Raw genomic sequence first — 16,465 nt, 5'->3', positions numbered from 1 at the left:
AATAGTTGTCGTTGTAGCCGCCCTTCATCGGTTCGGCGTCGCGGCTGAACTCGACGGTTGCCTGGTCGACGAAGAAGATCGGTCGTTCCGGCGGTCCGTCGAAGCGTTGTGCCACCGATGGCGGCTGAGGGTCCGGGGTCGGCAGACGGGGCGGTTCGGCACTCTCTGCTGGTTGAGCGCAATCCAACCCCACCGCACGGCACGTTGAAAGGCCGAGCTGAGGATCCAGTGGATACCGCGAATGCTCGAGTCCGAGAGCGGACGGCAGTGATGTGGTTTGCAGCTACGTTGGCAGTGGTAGCAATCGACGTCGGGTGGCGAGCATGCGTCACCATCGTGCTCGTCGCAGGCGTGGTCCCACGTTGTCCGATGCTGAATGTAACGACGGCCGCGACAATGGTCGCGACACCTGCGGAGGTCGGCGTACAGCGACTCAAGTACCTCGGCGTCGATGCGACCGACTTGGGTGGTGCCGAGCAGGGGTCGGATGTGTTTGTTGATCTTCGTCAGGTAGCCGCGTCGCGTGCTCGTCTCCACATCGAGAACGTCGAGCCACCTGTCAAGCAGTTGGTTGAGAGTCGCGGACGTTTTCGGATGGCGTCGCTCGTCGACCTGAGCGAGGAGGCGGGTGAGCGATTTCTCGGCTGAGTCGCCCGCCTTCCTCCCAGGTGCGATCGTCTCGGTGAGATAGCGCCGGGTCTTGGTAACAGGGTCGATGCCTGCGTAGACCTTCACCCGAAGTGCACAGATGGCAGCTCCTCGATGCTCCCGCGTCGACGTTTCCGCCGAGTACCCGATCGCGCCATGGCGCGGAGTCTATACGGGTTCGCACCACGTTTGATTCCATGCACAACGCTCGCGGCTTGAGGCTGAGTGTCTTTGCGCTGGTCAGAGCTGGCGCGCCCGGGAGGATTCGAACCTCCGACCAACGGATTAGAAGTCCGGTGCTCTATCCACTGAGCTACGGGCGCAGGCGCGGCTAGAAACTCTACCGAGGAGCGGAACGGATCTTTCCCTGGACCGGCCAGTGAGTCGCTGCGACTCGCCGGACGACCTGTCGATGATCAGTCGGAGCCACGCGACAGAGAGTCTGCGGGCGTGGAGTCGGCCGTCCCGCGAGGGTCCGCAGGTGACGCGCGAAGCGTAATTTCGTTGTCCCTGTCGGTGGCGGCCGTTACGGTCGTCGCTTGTGTTCGCCTTGATCTGGTACGCCTACCGGGTCGCTCGTGGCAGCACAGTTCTTGCGCTCACCCTCGCCGTTGCCGCAGCCAGCACCGGAGTCCTCCTCACCTACCTCGTCGGGCAGGTCGTCGGCGCTGTACCGGGCATCGTTACTGGCGGTTCCAGGGCCATGTCGATGGTGGCGTTCGGCTGGTTGCTCGCCACCCTGCTGACCGTGTTCGTCGTGGAGACAACCCTGCCGGCGATCCGCCAGGCCGCCGAGTGGAGCATGTCCAATCGGGTCAGCCGGGACATCGGTGTACGCGTGACTGATCCGCTGCTGGCTCCCTGGCGGATCAGGCATCTGGAGGACCCCGAGGTTCAGGACGCCCAGCAGCGGGCCAAGGGCAAGGATGGCTACCAGGTCAGCTTCGGACTCCGCATCCTGCCGGGTTTCCTCAGCAGCCGGCTCACGCTGCTGGGTTCGGCGGTCCTGGTGGGCCGGATGTTCTCCTGGCCGGTAGCTGCCGGCCTCACGGCCGTGACTCTGTTCATGGAATGGCACCGTCGGCGGGTGCTCGAGGGCGAGGTCGACTCCTGGTGGGGGCTGACCGAGGGCGCGCGGCGGGCCGGGTACCTCTTCGACCTGGGGATGCGGGACGCGCCCAAGGAGCTTCGGGTGTTCGGTCTTGGGCCGTGGCTGGTGGAGCGGTACGTCGCGCAGTGGCTCGACGCGATGCGGCCGATCTGGCAGGCCCGGCGCCGAGGCACCCTCGTGGCGGCTGCCGTGGGTGTGCTGCACCTCGGTGCCCATGCGTTCGCGATCGTGCTCGTCGGCCGGGCCGCGCTCGCCGGCCAGCTGCCACTCACCCAGGTGGCGACGGCCGTGCCGGCGATCCTCGCCGTGGGCGCGTCGTACAACGGATTCGCGGCCGTTCAGGTCAGGCGTGCGCTGACGGCCTACCGCGCGATGTGTGACCTGCCGGGAGTGATCGCCGAACGCCATCCCGAGACCGGTGAGGGGGGCCGGCATCCGGCGGCCGCGATGCCGCGGGAGGAGATCCGCTTCGAAGGCGTGACCTTCCGCTATCCGGGGTCGGAGGTCGACGTCCTGGCCGGACTTGACCTCACCATCCGTGCCGGCGAGGCGCTCGCCCTGGTCGGGGTCAACGGCGCCGGCAAGTCGACACTGGTCAAGCTTCTCGCCGGCGTCTACGCGCCGACCACCGGACGCATCACCGTCGACGGGGTCGACCTGCGTGAGCTCGACCTCGTTGCCTGGCAGCGCCGGATCGCCGCCATCGTGCAGGACTTCCTCCGCTTCCCGCTCTCGGCAACCGACAACGTCGTCTTCGGCGCGGACGAACACGCCGGCGACGGCGCCGCGGTGACGAAGGTGGCGACGGAAGCGGGGATCGCCGAGACCATCGCCGCGTTACCGGCGGGGTGGGACACCGTGCTGGACAAGACCTACGACGGCGGTGTCGACCTGTCGGGCGGCGAGTGGCAGCGGGTCGCGCTCGCGCGGGCGCTCTTCGCCGTCGACGCCGGAGCGGGGGTGCTGGTGCTCGACGAGCCGGCCGCCGCGCTCGACGTACGCGCCGAGGCCGAACTCGTCGATCGCTACCTCGACCTCACGTCAGGCGTCACGTCGCTGATCATCTCCCACCGGTTCTCCGTGGTCCGTGACGCGCACCGGATCTGCGTCCTTGACGGCGGTGCGATCGTCGAGGCCGGTACGCACAAGGAGTTGCTGGCCGAAGGGGGCCGCTACGCCCAGATGTTCGGCCTCCAGGCCGAGCGCTATCTGACCGAGGACGGTGTGTCCCGTGCCTGAGGTGGGCCGGACGACCTCTGCGCGCGCCCCCGAGTCCCTCCGGATGCCGGAGACCCTCCGCGCGCTGCGGTTGTGGGTCGCGACGGCGTTCCGGGCGGCGCCGCTGCTGGTCGTCGCCCAGTGTCTGCTGGCCGCCGTGCAGGCGGTCACGGCTCCCGCCCAGACCTACGGCGTGAAACTCCTGGTCGACGGACTCACCGGCCATGATTCCGCCACCATCGTGTGGGGCATGGCCGTGATCCTGGCCGGCTTCGGCGTGATGTTCGTGGGCATGGTGATCAGCGGACCCGTACAGGACACGACCGCCGAACGTGTCTCCGGGCAGATCTACCGTGACGTCCTCGACGTCACCGTCTCCGTGCCGGGCATCGTCCATCACGAACGCCCCGACGTCGCCGACAAGATCGAGCTGATCAGGGACCAGGCATGGCGGCTGGGCGTCAGCTTCGAACTCCTCCTGTTCGTGGTCGGCACGGCGGCCAACACGGTCGCCGTGCTCGGTCTGCTCGGATCGGTCCATCCGGTGCTCCTGCTGCTGCCGATTCTTGGCCTGAGCCGAGTCTGGTCGGCATTCCGCGGCTTCCAGCGCTCGCAGGACGCGATGGAGCGGACGACGCCGCACGACCGGGTGATGAACCGGCTGATCGAGATCTCCAAGGACCCTCGCAGCGGTCTCGAGGTGCGGGTCTTCGGCCTGCGGCCGGTCCTGACCAGGCGGCTCACCGAACTGATGGACGAACGCCTCGACATCCAGGAGACCGCCCTACGCAAGGGGGCGGTGCTCGACGGGACCGTCCGGATCTGCTTCGGACTCGTCTACTGCGCGGCGATCCTCTGGACGCTGTGGATGGCGCAGGCCGGCCGGCTCTCGGCAGGTGACGTCGTCCTGATCATCCTGGTTGCTCCCCAGGTGGACCAGCTGGCCGGTGGTATCGCCGGCAACGTCTACTGGATGGGCGAGATCGTCCGCAGCTTCGCCCGGTACGACTGGTTGCGTCGCTACGCCGCCGACAACTCCTGGTCGGGCAGCAGCGATCCTGGACCGACGAAGCTGCGCGAGGGCATCGCCTTGCGCGACGTCGGGTTCAGCTATCCCGGTTCGGACCAGCCCGTCCTCCGAGATGTCAACCTCACCTTGCCAGCGGGATCGACCGTGGCACTGGTCGGCGAGAACGGCGCCGGCAAGACGACCCTCGTCAAGCTGCTGGCCCGGCTCTACGACCCCACCACCGGCGCGGTACTCGTCGACGGCACGGACCTGCGCGACATCGACCCCGACGCATGGCGGAAGCGGATGTCCGCCGGGTTCCAGGACTTCGTCAAGTTCGAGCTGCCGGCACGTGAGGTCGTGGGCCTCGGCGACACCGGCCGGATGACCGACGACGCCGCCATCAAGGCGGCCCTGCTCCGGGGCGACGCCGAACCCGTCATCGAAGGGCTTCCGAGCGGACTCGACACCCAGCTGGGCCGGAAGTTCACAGGCGGCGTCGATCTGTCCGGCGGGCAGTGGCAGCGGCTGGCGCTGGCGCGGGCGTTCATGCGCGACCGGTGCCTGCTCCTGCTGCTCGACGAGCCGACGGCGGCGCTGGACCCCGAGGCCGAGCACACGTTGTTCGAACGCTTCGCGGAGGCGTCGCGGATCGCCGCGCGTGAGACGGGCGGGATCACGGTGCTGGTGTCGCACCGGTTCTCCACCGTACGGATGGCCGACCTGATCGTGGTGCTGGTCGACGGGCAGGTGGCGGAGGCGGGCAGTCACGCGGAGCTCCTCGCTGGAGGCGGCCGCTACGCCGAGCTCTTCGAGATGCAGGCCCGCGCCTATCGCTGAGGGTGGCGTACCGTCGGGGTCGACGACCTTCGGGCGAGAAGGGGAGCGAGATGGCGGGAGCGGGTGCCTCGATCACGGTGCGGCTGGCCTATGGCGAGCGCGGCTTGGACGTCCGTCTGCCTGCCGACCGCACTGCGCTGGTCCAGCCGCGTTACCGGCCGGGGGTCGCGGATCCGGCCGCCACCCTCGCCGACGCGCTCCGCAACCCGGTGGCCGGGCCGCCGCTTCGCGAGGTCGTACGCAGGGGACAGACGGTCGCCATCTCCGCCTGTGACAGCACGCGGCCCCAACCCCGGCACCTCATGATCCCGGCGGTGCTTGCCGAGCTGGCCGACGTCGTACGACCGGAGGACGTCACCATCCTGGTCGCCACCGGCACCCACCGGTCGAACACCGACGCGGAGCTGCGGGCGATGTTCGGCGACGCGGTGGTCAACCGTGTCCGGATCGTCAACCATGACGCGCGCAACGACGCGGACCTCGTCTGGTGCGGACGTCACGGCAACGACGTGCCGGTGTGGCTCAACCGGGCGTGGGTCGACGCCGACGTACGCCTCACCACCGGTTTCGTGGAGCCGCACTTCTTCGCGGGCTTCTCGGGCGGGCCCAAGCTCGTGGCGCCCGGGCTCGCCGGCCTGCAGACGGTGCTGACGCTGCACGACGCCGCCCGGATCGGAGACCCGCGTGCGACGTGGGGGATCACCGAGGGCAACCCGGTCCACGATGACGTACGCGCGATCGCCGCCGCCACGGGTGTCGACTTCGCGTTCGACGTGATCCTCAACCGAGACCAGGAGATCGTCGGTGCGTACACAGGCGAGCTGTTCGCCATGCACAGGGCCGCCTGTGCGGCGGCGAAGGACAACGCCATGGCGCCGGTCGACGCGGCGTTCGACGTGGTGCTGACCACGAATTCCGGCTTCCCGCTGGACCAGAACCTCTACCAGGCGGTCAAGGGCATGTCGGCCGCGGCGAAGGTCGTGAAGCCGGGAGGTGTGATCGTGTGCGCGGCCGAGTGCCGGGACGGATTCCCGGACCACGGTTCCTACCGCGAGGTGCTCACGTCGGCACCGTCGCCCGAGGCCCTGCTCGAACGCATTGCCGCACGCGACCACACCGTCCCTGACCAGTGGCAAGTGCAGGTCCAGGCAGCGGTCCAGGCGAAGGCCAGGGTCGTCGTGCACACGTCGTACCTCTCGGCTGACGATCTGCGCGCCGCTCACCTGGACCACACGGCCGACGTCGAGAAGACGGTCGAGGAGGCGTTGGACGCCGCGGGTGGAGCGGCGCGGGTCTGTGTCCTTCCGGAGGGACCGCAGACCATCCCGTACCTCGTTGACTGACTGTTTGGCTGACAGGTTTCCTGGCTCGCTGGCTGGCTGGTGCGTTCCGTCGCTGCCAGGTTTTGTCCACAGGACCCAGATCGGCGGTCTTTTCCACACCCGAACGCCGCCGAGGCCCGCAGGTGATCGTGCTCCGCCATCGTGGTGAGCACAGTTCACGAGAAGGGTCAGACATGAACGAGACCATGATCAGCATTGCCGGCAACGTCGCGACCGAGATCCGGTTCCTGCGGTCCGATCGAGGCACTCCGCTCGCGTCGTTCCGGCTCGCTTCGACTTCGCGGCGATTCGACCGGAGTCAGGGGGGCTGGGTCGACGGTCGCACGACATACGTGACAGTCGTGTGCTGGCGCGCTCTCGCCGAAAACGTGGCGGCGAGCCTGCGCAAGGGAGAACCGGTCGTGGCCACCGGCCGCCTGCGGGTGGAGCCGTGGGAGCGCGACGACGGTCGCAGCGGAACGTCTGTCGAGATCGAGGCCCAGGTCGTCGGTCACGACCTGTCCCGGGGAACCTCGGCGTTCCGGCGCACCCGGCGCGAGCACGTGGACACGCCGTCGGACGCCAAGGTCGCCGAACAGCTCGCGCGGAGCCTTGACACGGTGCCGCTGAACGACGAAACCGACACGTCGAGCACGGCACCCGGTTCAGGTTCGACCGCGGCACCGCGCTCGGCAACTGGGCAGGAGACGCCTCAGTCCGGCCCGGGTTCGGAAGCAACCACAAACCATGACGTCGGCGCCCCCAGCGCCGAGGCGGCTGCGCTGCCCACGCAACCGCGCAGCGGCGGTCGAGCCTCTCGGGCCGTCGCCGCGTCCTCGGCAGGCGCCGACCAGCGGGCCGCCTGAGTGGCGGCCCGTCCGAGATAGGCGGTTTGTGACCGTCTCATCTCGACAGCTGCCGGGCGGCAGCCCGCCCGCCTGACGGTGTGCCCTGCCAGCCCCCCGCCGGTGGCGGGCACGGGACGCCGCCCGGCAGCGCCGGTCTCGACGCGATGTTGCAGGATAGGTATCTGTCTGGTTCTCCCCCCGATCTCTCTCAAGGTGAATGCCACGTGCCCGAGTTCATCTACACGATGCGCGGCGTCCGCAAGTCGCTCGGTGACAAGGTCGTCCTCGACAACGTCACCCTCTCGTTCCTCCCCGGAGCGAAGATCGGCGTCGTCGGCCCGAACGGCACGGGCAAGTCGACCCTGCTCAAGATCATGGCCGGCATGGAGCAGCCCTCCAACGGTGACGTGATGCTTGCGGCCGACGCGACCGTCGGAATGCTCCAGCAGGAGCCGCCGCTGACCGAGGACAAGAACGTCCTGGAGAACGTCCAGGAAGGCGTGGCCGACACGAAGGCGATGCTCGACCGGTTCAACGAGATCTCTGCCGAACTCGCCGATCCGGACGCCGACTACGACGCGCTCCTCGCCGAAATGGGGGAGTTGCAGACCCAGCTCGACCACCGGGACGCCTGGGACCTCGACTCGCGCCTCGAGATGGCGATGGATGCCCTCCGATGCCCGCCGGGGGACGCTGACGTCACCCCGCTCTCCGGTGGTGAGCGGCGGCGGGTCGCGCTCTGCAAGCTGCTGCTGTCCCAACCCGACCTGTTGCTGCTCGACGAGCCGACCAACCACCTCGACGCCGAGAGCGTCCAGTGGCTCGAGCAGCACCTTGCCGCCTATCCCGGCACGGTCCTCGCCGTCACGCACGACCGGTACTTCCTCGACAACGTGGCGGGTTGGATCCTCGAGCTCGACCGCGGCAAGACGTTCCCGTACGAAGGCAACTACTCGACCTACCTCCAGACCAAGCAGGAGCGGCTCACGGTCGAGGGCCGCAAGGACGCCAAGCGCAAGCGGATCCTCGAGCAGGAGCTCGAATGGGTCCGGTCCAACCCCAAGGCGCGCCAGGCCAAGAACAAGGCCCGGTTGCAGCGTTACGAAGAGCTCGCGACGGAGGCGGAGCGAGCCAAGAAGATCGACTTCGAGGAGATCCAGATCCCTCCAGGCCCCCGTTTGGGCAACCTGGTGCTCGACGCGACCGGCCTGACGAAGGGCTTCGGCGAACGGGTCCTCATCGACGACCTGTCGTTCTCGCTGCCGAGGGCCGGCATCATCGGCGTGATCGGACCCAACGGGGTGGGCAAGACCACCCTGTTCAAGATGATCGTGGGCGAGGAGAAGCCTGACGCCGGAGAGTTGCGGGTGGGGGACACGGTCAGCCTGTCCTACGTCGACCAGAGCCGAGGACGTATCCCCGCCGAGAAGACCGTCTGGGAGGCCGTCTCAGACGGTCTGGACTGGATCAGGGTCGCCAGCTTCGAGATGCCGAGTCGGGCGTACGTCGCGTCGTTCGGGTTCAAGGGTCCCGACCAGCAGAAGCGCGCGGGAATCCTCTCCGGCGGCGAGCGCAATCGGCTCAACCTCGCGCTGACGTTGAAGCAGGGCGGCAACCTGTTGCTCCTCGACGAGCCCACCAACGACCTCGATGTCGAGACCCTCCAGTCGCTCGAAAATGCTCTGCTGGAGTTTCCTGGCTGTGCCGTCGTCACGTCACACGACCGGTGGTTCCTCGACCGGGTGGCGACCCACATCCTGGCCTGGGAGGGCACCGACGAGAACCCGGCGAAGTGGTTCTGGTTCGAAGGAAACTTCGCCGACTACGAAGCCAACAAGATCGAGCGACTCGGACCCGAGGCGGCGCGGCCGCACCGGGTGACCTACCGCCGCCTCACCCGCGACTGAGTTGGCCTAGGTCCCGCGCGACTCGGCACCGCGCGACTCGGCACCGCGCGACTCGGCACCGCGCGTCGGGGTGTTGTGCAATGAGGTGGACTGACCGCCGCGGCTGATGACCGACTCGAAGGCGCGACCGATCGCCTCGAAGTCGGCGTCGCTCACGAGATCGACGAACCCGTCACGCACGCCGGCCACATGGATCGGCGCGGCCTCGACGAGCCTGTCGTAACCTGTGTCGGTCAGTTTGGCGAGGACGCCGCGCCGATCCGACGGGCACGAGTGGCGCTCGACGAGACCGGCAGTCTCCATCCGGGAGACGGTGTGGGTGAGCCGGCTACGGGAGTGGTGGACCGACTCGGCCAGTTCCGCCATCCGCAGCGTCCGGTCCGGCGCCTCTGACAGGCGGACCAGGATCTCGTACTCGGGCAGCGACAGGCCGAGCCCAGCCAGGTCCCGGTCAAGTCGCTCCATGAGGTGGGCCGCCCCCAACAGGTAGGTACGCCAGATCCGCTGCTGTGAGGCCGTGAGCCACCGAGGCGTCGTCATGCCCACCAGCGTAGCGCCATGGTTGACGATTCAACGAACGTCAGCTAGGGTCGGACCAATGTAGTTGAAGATTCAATAGGGATCGCCTGAAGGAGACCTCGCAACCATGACAATTGCCACGACGTCCGCGCTCGTCGCCGGGACCTGGGCCATCGATCCGGCACACTCCGAGGTCGGCTTCACGGTCCGTCACCTGATGACGAAGGTGCGTGGATCCTTCCGTGAGTTCGACGGCACGATCGAGGTCGCCGAGGACCCCGCCGCGTCCAAGGCGACGGTGTCGATCCAGCTCGCATCGATCGACACCGGCACCAAGCAACGTGATGATCATGTGCGGTCCGGAGACTTTCTCGACATCGACAACCACCCCGTGATGACCTTTGTCTCGACGGGGATCCGGTCCGACGGCGACGGCTTTGTCCTGACTGGCGACCTCACCATCAAGGGGGTCACCAGGTCGGTGGATCTCGCCGCCGAGTTCCTCGGCGTCGAGGAGGACGCCTACGGCAACACGCGTGCCGGATTCGATGCGACCACCACCATTGACCGCAAGGCGTTCGGCGTCGACACGAACGTGCCTCTCGGCGGCGAGAAGTTCCTCATCGGCGACCAGGTGTCGGTCCAGCTGTCCGTCCAGGCCGTCCTGCAGAAGTAGGACCACGGGCGCCGTCCTGCAGACGTAGGACATCGGGCAGGAAGCGACGTCAGGGAGCTGTCGCGCGTCCGCACCGAGACCCTGCGGTCCCCCCACGAGCGGTCATCGCCAGGCCTGAGAGGATCGCGGGGTGGCGCCCTTCGTGTTCCAGTGCCCGCTGCGCTGGTCAGACATGGATTCGTACGGTCATGTCAACAACGTCGAATTCTTGCGCCTGCTGGAGGAAGCACGAGTCGCGTTGTTCTTCGACGGCGCCCGGCAGGCGGGCGTGAAGAGCTTCGAGGGCGAACTCGTCGTCGTACGCCATGAGATCGACTACAAGCGTCCCCTGGTCTACCGACCGGAGCCGATCATCGTCGAAACCTGGGTCACCACGATCCGCTCCTCGTCGTTCACGATCGACTATGAGGTGAGCGACGAGGCGACGCGCTACGCCTCGGCGCGAAGTGTGCTGGCGGCCTTCGACGCCGAGCTCGACCGGCCACGCCGGCTGAGCCCGGAGGAGCTTTCGTGGCTGGAGCGGTACCGCGGCGACGAGTGACGGCCAGGCGTGTTACCCGAGCTCGCGCCACAGTGCGCGGACGAACTGCACGCGCATGCCGACTCGTTCCATCGCGCGATGACTCGTCGAGAGGTAGTCGGCGCCACTGCAGACGAACTCGACACCGGCCGCGTTCGCGTCCGCGTTCCGGCGTCGGAGCAGCGCGGTCTGCAACCCGCGGCGCCGGAAAGCCGGATCGGTCGCCGCGTCGGCACAGTAACCCACTTTGTCGTGCAGGAAGAGGATGCCTGCCGCCGCCGGCCGGCCATCGACCCGCGCAAGATAGAGCTGCCACCCGGGAAGGCCCAGCCAAGGCTGTACGTTCGCCTTGAACCCGGCTCTCTCCGGGATCTGCCAGCCAGCCGTGTAGGCGTCGAGGAACGCATCGAACTGCTCGGCCGTCGTGACCCGCTCGACGGCGGCAGCAGCGCCCGTCGCTTCCGTGTCGCCGCCCAGCGGTTCAGGCTCGCGGATGAGCGAGGTGTGGAAACCTGCTTGGAAGTATCCGAGGCGGCTGAGCTCCCGGCCGAGCTCCTTGTCGTAGGTGCCCGGGACCAGCTCGAACTGCGTCTGGATGCCCGCGGCGAGATACCACTCGGCCAGCGGCGCGACGTGCCGTTCGAGTCCAGAGCGCAGTCCGGTCACGGCATTGAACCCAGGGATGTGCCGCGCCATCATCGCCACCACCCCGTCGTCGACGTGGCGGTAGGCGACACCGATCGGATTGCCAGGCAGGCGTTCCAAGATCCGCAGCCTGGCAAGGGTGTAGGCGGTCTCGACGGCGATCGTCTGCCGGATCAGGTCGAGTGAGGGCAGGAGCACGCCGCGCCCTGCGGTCATCGGGCGGGGCGGGCCTTGCGCTTGATGTTGACGCCACCCCAGAACGCCAGTCCGGTGACGCGGACAACCGGCCGGCTGGTTCGCGGCGCAACGGTTCCGCCGGTGGCGTGGCCCCTGTCCGCGTTCGCCGCGCCGTCCTGACCAGGCTCCGCGTGGCTGTGGCTGCTGTGGCTGGCGGCGCCCACGTGGCTGCCGTGGCCGGTGTGGGGGAGTGCGGGGCGCTGAGCGTCCTCCGAGCCCCCGGAGTCGGGTTCGACCACGTCGCTGCTGTCGTCGAAGCCGCCCATGATCCCGACACCGTCGACGATGACGTCGACGTCCTCCGGCACGATCACTTCGATGCCACCCATGATCGCGAACGCTCGGATGGTCACCTCGGGCTGGGTGAAGCGGGCGTTCCGCAGGTCGAGGTTGACCCCGCCCCAGAAGGCGACGGCGGTGTGTGCGTGGGGGACCACCCAGGATCCACGGCGGTTGACCCCGGACATGAAGGCGATCGACACCGCCTGCCCCGGCAGGGTGCCGTGGTAGGCCGGCGCCGCCGCTGGATCCGGGCGTGCGGCCCACCCGGTCGCCGGGTCGACGGCAGGAAGATCATGGGTGAACCGGTCCAGCTCGGCGTAGGTCCGAGCGGCGTAGACCCCCTCGAGACGTTGGTCCAGCTCATCAAGGGTGAGCCGGCCGTCGCCCGCCGCGTCACGCAGTCGCTCGGCCACCTGGTGCCGGTCGGCGTCCGAGGCGCGCACATCACGCGGGCCGTTCGGCCCCGTCGGCTCGACGTGCCCCGCCGAGGCAGTCGGCTCGACCTGTCCCTTCGGGTCGGTTGGCTCAGGCAGCTGTGTCACGGCGACAGCTTAGAGCGCCGGGTCGGGTCGGCATCGCTTACCGCCCGACCGGGCTCCATGATCGACGGTGGCGCCTCGGGACGTGCTGCTGGCGAGTGGGCCGGTCCTGGTCGGCTCCGGCGCTCCACCTTGCGAGGGGACTTGATTGGGTCTAGTTTGCCGAGAAAGCGCTTACCAGGCGGAGCGTCGCGGGACGGCGTGAGAGTCGCACACCCACGCGATGACCGGCACGACGGCGACCCGAGCGGTTGCCGGAAGGAGTTCGGATGACCACGCAGGATTCCTCGAAGGCACCGACGGCTGCGACGGGTCAGGCCGGTGGGAGCGAGCGGGCGAGGTACGCCGTGGTCGGCTTGGGTTCCAGGTCCCGGATGTTCACGACCGCGCTGCTCACCGAGTATCACGAGAGCGGTCAGCTGGTTGCGCTGTGCGATCCCAACCAGACCCGGATGGGCTATTACAACAAGAAGTTCGCCGACTCCTACGGCATCGCACCGATTCCGACGTACGCACCGGACGAGTTCGTCCGCATGCTCGACGAGGAGCGGGTCGACACCGTGATCGTCACGTCGGTCGACCGTACGCACGATCACTACATCGTCACGGCGATGGAAAATGGCCGTGATGTCATCTCCGAGAAGCCGCTGACGACCGACGCGGACAAGTGTCAACGCATCCTTGACACCCAGCACCGGACCGGCCAGAAACTCACCGTCTCGTTCAACTACCGTTACGCGCCGCGCAACTCCGCGGTCAAGGACCTCATCCAGTCCGGGGCGATCGGTGACGTTCAGTCGGTGCACTTCGAGTGGCTGCTCGACACCCGGCACGGCGCCGACTACTTCCGCAGGTGGCACCGCGACAAGCGCAACTCCGGCGGCCTGATGATCCACAAGGCAAGCCACCACTTCGACCTGGTGAACTGGTGGCTCGGCACGGTGCCGGAAACGGTGTTCGGGTTCGGCGACCTCCGCTTCTACGGCCGCGACAACGCCGAACGCCGCGGCGAGGTCGTCCGGAGCTATCGCAGCCACGGGAGCCCCGACGGCGAGAAGAATCCCTGGGCGATCAGTCTCGCGGACGACCCGACCCTGCGCGCGCTCTACCTCGACGCCGAGCACGAGGACGGCTACCTGCGCGACCGCAACGTGTTCGCCGACGGCATCAGCATCGAGGACGACATGTCGGTGCTCGTCCGCTACGCGACGGGCGCGACGATGACCTACCACCTCACGGCGTACTCCCCGTGGGAGGGCTATCGCGTCATGTTCAACGGTACGAAAGGACGCCTCGAGCTCAACGTCGAGGAACGTTCGTACGTCAGTGGAACGGCGCAGGATCCGAACAAGCCAGGCGCGGGTGCGGCGAAGAAGGCGCCGCCCATCGACCGTGCGCAGCTGATGATCCGTCCGTTGTGGGATGTGCCCCGGCCGGTCGAGGTCGAAGAGGGCGCCGGCGGCCACGGTGGTGGTGACCGGCGCCTGCTCAACGATCTGTTCGGTGAGGTCAAGGAGGCCGACCCGCTCGGCCGTGCCGCGACCCACGTCGACGGTGCGTACGCGATGCTGGTCGGCGCGGCGGCGAACCGTTCCTTCGCGAGCGGCCTGCCGGTGCGGATCCGCGATCTCGTCGACTTCCCCGGCAGGCGCTGACCGCAAGGCGGGCGCCAGGCGGTTGTGAGTGGCAGGAGCGGCGACGGGAGTGGAGTCAGCCGGTGGCCACGACCTCGTACCGCTCGCCTGTCCGGGCTTGCATCGTCACCAGCGTGCCGCTGCGGTGATGGTCGACGAGATCACCGGTCGCGCACTGGATGAGAACGTAGCGACCGTTGGCAAAAAGCGTGCTCACCAGCCGCAGCTTGACGTCCCGGCCGGGGGAGGAGAAGTGGATGCGGGTCGGTAGTCCGCCCGCCCACGCGATGTCCACGATGACGGCTCCGCGGCCACGCAGTCCGGTGACGGTGCCCTGGCGCCAACTGGTGGGCAGTGCGGGGAGGATGTGGAGCGTCGCTCGGTTCTCGCCGTCCCACCGGCTCTGGAGCAGCATCTCCGCCATCCCGGCTGTCGCGCCGAAGTTCCCGTCGATCTGGAACGGTGGGTGCGTGTCCCAGAGGTTGGAGAGCGTGGAGTGCCGCAGAAGCTCCCGCAGCATCCGGTGCGCGTGGTCACCGTCATGGAGTCGCGCCCAGAAGTTGATCTTCCACGCTTTGCTCCACCCGGTGCCGCCGTCGCCGCGCGCCCGCAAGGTCGCCATAGCAGCTTGGGCCAGCTCCGGAGTCTTGCCGGGCGAGATCCGTCCGCCAGGGTGGAGTGCGTAGAGGTGCGAGACGTGCCGATGGTCGTCAGTGGCGTCGTCGACGTCTGCTTTCCACTCCTGTAGTTGCCCCCAGCCACCGATCCGGAGTCCTGGGTCGAGTCGCCGCAGTGCGGTGGCGAGCCGCCGGCGAAACGCCGGGTCCTCACCGAGGACCTCGCTCGCCGCAATCGTGTGTGCGAAGAGGTCTGCCACCACCTGCTGCGCCATGGAGGCCCCCGCCGTCACCGGTCCGTGTTCGGGTGAGTAGCTCGGCGAGACGACCAGCAGGTCGTCATTGACGTCGGGTACGAGGAAGTCGAGCCAGAACAGCGCCGCCTCGGCCATGATCGGAAATGCCTTCGTACGAAGGAAATCCACCTCTCCGCCGAACTCGTAGTGTTCCCACAGGTGCCGGCACAGCCACGCTGCCGCCTCGGGAAACCAGAACGACGTCGGGTGGTCGCGTACGCCGGCGAACCCCCAGACATTGGTCTGGTTGCCGACGATCCAGCCGCTGGCACCGTCGAGTTGCTTCGCGGCGTCGCGACCGGCTGGTCTCAGCGCATCGATGAAGTCGACGAGCGGTGTGACGGACTCGGCCAGGTTGGTGGTCTCGGCGGGCCAGTAGTTCATCTGCAGGTTGATGTTGACGTGATAGTCACTCGACCAGGGCGGTGTCGGCGACGCGTTCCACACGCCTTGCAGGTTGGCGGGCAGCGAGCCGGGTCGCGACGAGGCAAGGAGCAGGTAGCGCCCGTACTGGAAGTACAACGATTCCAGCGCACGAGCGTCCGGGCCAGTCCCGTCGTAGCCAGCGAGCAGTTCGTCGGTGGGAAGCGTCGTGTGTGGGGGCGCCCCGATGTCCAGACGCACCCGCCCGAACTGCCCGGCGTAGTCGGTGACATGGCCCGTACGCAGAGCCGAATACGGCTGCGCCGCGGCGGCGTTGATCCGGCGCGAGACTTTGCGATGGGGCTTCTTCCCACGGTAGCTGGGATAGCGTTCGGCATAGTCGGTTCCCAGGCAGAGCAGCAGCGTCGCGGCCCGGGCCTCCCTGACTGTCACCGAGTCTTCGCCGTCGAGCAGGGAACCGTCCTCGGCCACGACGAGAAGCTGACCTTCGTAGCGCAGTCCGTTGTCGGGAAGGGATCCCCGGATCGTGATCCGGCCGTCGTTGACGTGCACCCGTGCGTGGCGGTTCGGGGACTCGAAACGCACGGTCAGCGACAGTTTTCCGGCCTGGCTCGCTTCCAGCCGGGATGCGATGACGCCATCCGGGTAGCTCGCGAGGTGCTCACGTGAGTAGTGGATGCCGTCGATGTCGTAGTCCACCCGGGCGATCGCGGTGGTGAGGTCGAGACTGCGTCGGTAGTTGTCGGCGCTGACGCCCGCGTCGTGCACGTCGATGTACACGTCGCCGAACGGTTGGTACGCACCGAACGCCCAGTCCCGCTGGCCAAGCTTCTCCGCCAGCCAGGCGGGTTCGGCGCTGCCGTGGGCGGCCAGGTGGTCGCGCACCTCCTGCAGCGCGCCCGCTCGCTGCCGTTCCCAGAGGCCGTACGCATAGGGGTGGCCGTCCTCCACCGCGCCAGGACCGCCTGTCCACAAGGTCTTCTCGTTCAGCTGGAGATGTTCGGTGGCGACTCCACCGAACGCCATGGCACCCAGCCGCCCGTTGCCGATCGGAAGTGCCTCGCTTTCCCAGTCGGTCGCGGGTTGGAGGTACCAGAGGGTGAGGGCATGGGGAAGCGAGGTGGCAGTGTCTTCAGCCATCGATCGGATGGACGTGATGACGAGCCTCCTGACGGTGGTCGGGATGTGGCTCGGACTGGCCTTCGATCGTACA

Annotated in this window: 13 protein-coding genes and 1 tRNA gene; 8 read left to right on the top strand and 6 right to left on the bottom strand. The window is 67.9% G+C overall.

Translation table 11 applies throughout. The features are described from left to right. Positions 1-24: 24 nt before the first annotated feature. A complete protein-coding gene (locus ABN034_RS34345) occupies positions 25-537 on the bottom strand; it encodes a hypothetical protein (RefSeq protein ID WP_502879031.1) in 513 nt (170 codons plus the stop codon). 358 nt (positions 538-895) lie between these two features. Continuing rightward, positions 896-971: transfer RNA gene (locus ABN034_RS11625), tRNA-Arg, on the bottom strand. A gap of 218 nt (positions 972-1,189) precedes the next feature. On the opposite strand from ABN034_RS11625, the gene ABN034_RS11620 reads away from it, so the two are divergent. The 5 genes from ABN034_RS11620 to ettA all read left to right on the top strand — a co-directional run bounded on the left by ABN034_RS11620 (position 1,190) and on the right by ettA (position 8,903). Next, positions 1,190-2,998 (top strand): ABC transporter ATP-binding protein, encoded by a 1,809-nt coding sequence (locus tag ABN034_RS11620; RefSeq protein ID WP_349691006.1) that lies wholly within the window; start codon positions 1,190-1,192, stop codon positions 2,996-2,998. Further along, positions 2,991-4,826 (top strand): ABC transporter ATP-binding protein, encoded by a 1,836-nt coding sequence (locus ABN034_RS11615; protein ID WP_349691005.1) that lies wholly within the window; start codon positions 2,991-2,993, stop codon positions 4,824-4,826. Before ABN034_RS11620 ends, ABN034_RS11615 begins: the two co-directional genes overlap by 8 nt. Positions 4,827-4,876: 50 nt before the next feature. Then, positions 4,877-6,169 carry a nickel-dependent lactate racemase gene (gene larA, locus ABN034_RS11610; protein WP_349691004.1) on the top strand — a complete coding sequence of 431 codons (1,293 nt, stop codon included), beginning with the start codon at positions 4,877-4,879 and terminating at the stop codon, positions 6,167-6,169. Between the two features lie 173 nt (positions 6,170-6,342). Beyond that, entirely contained in the window at positions 6,343-7,014 is a 672-nt protein-coding gene (locus ABN034_RS11605; RefSeq protein WP_349691003.1) for a single-stranded DNA-binding protein, read from the top strand. Between the two features lie 206 nt (positions 7,015-7,220). After that, positions 7,221-8,903 carry an energy-dependent translational throttle protein EttA gene (ettA, locus tag ABN034_RS11600; protein ID WP_349691002.1) on the top strand — a complete coding sequence of 561 codons (1,683 nt, stop codon included), beginning with the start codon at positions 7,221-7,223 and terminating at the stop codon, positions 8,901-8,903. 6 nt (positions 8,904-8,909) lie between these two features. Here ettA and ABN034_RS11595 read toward each other — a convergent pair whose 3' ends face one another. Beyond that, positions 8,910-9,443: a MarR family winged helix-turn-helix transcriptional regulator gene (locus ABN034_RS11595; RefSeq protein ID WP_349691001.1), complete on the bottom strand. Its 534-nt coding sequence runs from the start codon at positions 9,441-9,443 to the stop codon at positions 8,910-8,912. Between the two features lie 106 nt (positions 9,444-9,549). On the opposite strand from ABN034_RS11595, the gene ABN034_RS11590 reads away from it, so the two are divergent. Both ABN034_RS11590 and ABN034_RS11585 read left to right on the top strand, forming a co-directional pair. Next, positions 9,550-10,098: a YceI family protein gene (locus ABN034_RS11590; protein ID WP_349691000.1), complete on the top strand. Its 549-nt coding sequence runs from the start codon at positions 9,550-9,552 to the stop codon at positions 10,096-10,098. Between the two features lie 130 nt (positions 10,099-10,228). After that, positions 10,229-10,639, top strand: coding sequence for an acyl-CoA thioesterase (locus ABN034_RS11585; protein ID WP_349690999.1), 411 nt, complete (start codon positions 10,229-10,231; stop codon positions 10,637-10,639). Positions 10,640-10,651: 12 nt separating this feature from the next. Here the strand turns inward: ABN034_RS11585 and ABN034_RS11580 are convergent, their stop codons facing one another. Further along, complete coding sequence (locus ABN034_RS11580) at positions 10,652-11,479, bottom strand: GNAT family N-acetyltransferase (RefSeq protein WP_349690998.1); 828 nt, start codon at positions 11,477-11,479, stop codon at positions 10,652-10,654. Next, positions 11,476-12,324, bottom strand: a complete 849-nt coding sequence (locus ABN034_RS11575; protein WP_349690997.1) for a DUF1707 SHOCT-like domain-containing protein — start codon at positions 12,322-12,324, stop codon at positions 11,476-11,478. Before ABN034_RS11575 ends, ABN034_RS11580 begins: the two co-directional genes overlap by 4 nt. Before the next feature lie 266 nt (positions 12,325-12,590). Between ABN034_RS11575 and ABN034_RS11570 the strand changes: the two genes are divergently transcribed. Then, a complete protein-coding gene (locus tag ABN034_RS11570; protein WP_349690996.1) occupies positions 12,591-13,976 on the top strand; it encodes a Gfo/Idh/MocA family protein in 1,386 nt (461 codons plus the stop codon). A gap of 55 nt (positions 13,977-14,031) precedes the next feature. On the opposite strand, the gene ABN034_RS11565 is transcribed toward ABN034_RS11570, so the two are convergent. Next, positions 14,032-16,392 carry a glycoside hydrolase family 95 protein gene (locus tag ABN034_RS11565; RefSeq protein ID WP_349690995.1) on the bottom strand — a complete coding sequence of 787 codons (2,361 nt, stop codon included), beginning with the start codon at positions 16,390-16,392 and terminating at the stop codon, positions 14,032-14,034. Positions 16,393-16,465: the final 73 nt, after the last annotated feature.

The organism is Actinopolymorpha sp. B11F2, assembly GCF_040195635.1.
Taxonomy (GTDB): domain Bacteria; phylum Actinomycetota; class Actinomycetes; order Propionibacteriales; family Actinopolymorphaceae; genus Thermasporomyces.
Note: the sequence above shows the minus strand (reverse complement) of the source record. Positions and strands in the feature narration are given on the sequence as shown.

What these genes read in the sequence shown, in the direction of transcription:
- larA (WP_349691004.1), top strand. Translation starts at nt 4,877, where the DNA reads ATGGCGGGAGCGGGTGCCTCGATCACGGTGCGGCTGGCCTATGGCGAG.
- ABN034_RS11590 (WP_349691000.1), top strand. Translation starts at nt 9,550, where the DNA reads ATGACAATTGCCACGACGTCCGCGCTCGTCGCCGGGACCTGGGCCATC.
- ABN034_RS11570 (WP_349690996.1), top strand. Translation starts at nt 12,591, where the DNA reads ATGACCACGCAGGATTCCTCGAAGGCACCGACGGCTGCGACGGGTCAG.
- ABN034_RS11595 (WP_349691001.1), bottom strand. Translation starts at nt 9,443, where the DNA reads ATGACGACGCCTCGGTGGCTCACGGCCTCACAGCAGCGGATCTGGCGT.
- ABN034_RS11605 (WP_349691003.1), top strand. Translation starts at nt 6,343, where the DNA reads ATGAACGAGACCATGATCAGCATTGCCGGCAACGTCGCGACCGAGATC.
- ABN034_RS11580 (WP_349690998.1), bottom strand. Translation starts at nt 11,479, where the DNA reads ATGACCGCAGGGCGCGGCGTGCTCCTGCCCTCACTCGACCTGATCCGG.
- ABN034_RS11565 (WP_349690995.1), bottom strand. Translation starts at nt 16,392, where the DNA reads ATGGCTGAAGACACTGCCACCTCGCTTCCCCATGCCCTCACCCTCTGG.